The 1219-nt window shown below is 70.2% G+C and carries 2 protein-coding genes; both read left to right on the top strand.

Annotation, left to right across the window (positions count from 1 at the left end; genetic code table 11):
* Positions 1-12 precede the first annotated feature (12 nt).
* Complete coding sequence (locus ACWEBX_RS41055; RefSeq protein ID WP_451889768.1) at positions 13-435, top strand: three-helix bundle dimerization domain-containing protein; 423 nt, start codon at positions 13-15, stop codon at positions 433-435.
* A 41-nt stretch (positions 436-476) separates the two neighbouring features.
* Positions 477-1219: PPK2 family polyphosphate kinase (locus ACWEBX_RS41060; RefSeq protein ID WP_451889769.1), on the top strand; the 743-nt coding region annotated here is incomplete at its 3' end.

The raw sequence follows: 1219 nt of genomic DNA on the forward strand, positions 1-1219 counted from the left end.
ACGGAGCCGTAGATGAACATGTCGAGGCCGTCGAAGAGGACGACCAGCCAGCGGAGGCCGCCCAGCGCGGCCGCCCTCCGTCACCTGACCGCGCGCATGAAGGCCGCGTACCCCTCCGTCGCCCCGTCCGTCGTGGACCAGGTGATCGCGACGGCCCGCGGCCCCTTCCAGCAGGCCAAGGTCAGGACGTACGTCCCCATTCTGGTCGAGCGCCGGGTCCGCGCGCTGCTCGCCGGCCTCTCCGGAGAACGGACCGCCCCCGCGTCCGCCTCCGTGGGCGACCCGGGGAGCGGGGAGCCGCGAACGGAGGGAACGCTGGAGCGGTCCGCCGGGAGCCCGCGCCGCTCTCCCCTGCTCGGCAGGTGGATACCCGCCAGGCTGCGTCCCGCGCCGGCGTCCGCGTCCGACCTGGGTGGTGTCGGTGAGAGCCGGTGACCGCGCGGCGCTCACCGTGACAGGAGAAGAGGCGGGTCGTCATGACGGATGCCAGGGCCGCGCGCGTCGCGAAGCTCATCGAGCCGCTGCGGGTCGAGCCGGGGTCACGGGTGAACCTGGGCGAGGACTTCGACCCCCGTTACAAGGGCGGCCTGAAGAAGAAGCAGGGGGTGGAGCTGTTGCGCACGGGCGTGTCGCTGCTCGCCGAGTACCAGGAACGGCTGGCGGCCCAGGACACGTACGGCGTCCTGCTCTGTCTCCAGGCGCTCGACGCCGGTGGCAAGGACGGCACGATCCGGCACGTCATGAGCGGGGTGAACCCCCAGGGCGTCAAGGTCAGCAGCTTCAAACAGCCCTCCACGGAGGAGCTGGACCACGACTATCTGTGGCGGTACGCCGCCAGGCTGCCCGCCCGCGGTGACATCGCGATCTTCAACCGTTCGCACTACGAGGAGGTGCTGGTCGTCCGGGTCCATCCGGAGGTCCTCGACCGGCAGCGACTGCCGGCGGACGTGCGCGGGCCGGACATCTGGGATCGCCGCTACCGTGCCGTCAACGACTGGGAGCGCTACCTGACCGACAACGGGTTCAAGGTCGTGAAGATCTTCCTGAACCTGTCCAAGGAGGAGCAGCGCACCCGTTTCATGAAGCGGCTCGACGTGCCGGAGCGGAACTGGAAGTTCTCCGCGGCCGACGTCCGGGAGCCGCCGCCGACGGCGCGATCGGTCAACTGCTGGGCTGTCACTACTTCTTGTCGTGGAGCGCGCTGTCCTTCGCCGACTCC

It is taken from the genome of Streptomyces sp. NPDC005070 (genome assembly GCF_053600395.1).

Excerpts from the sequence above, each read along its gene's own strand:
- ACWEBX_RS41055 (WP_451889768.1), top strand. The coding sequence starts at position 13 with ATGAACATGTCGAGGCCGTCGAAGAGGACGACCAGCCAGCGGAGGCCG.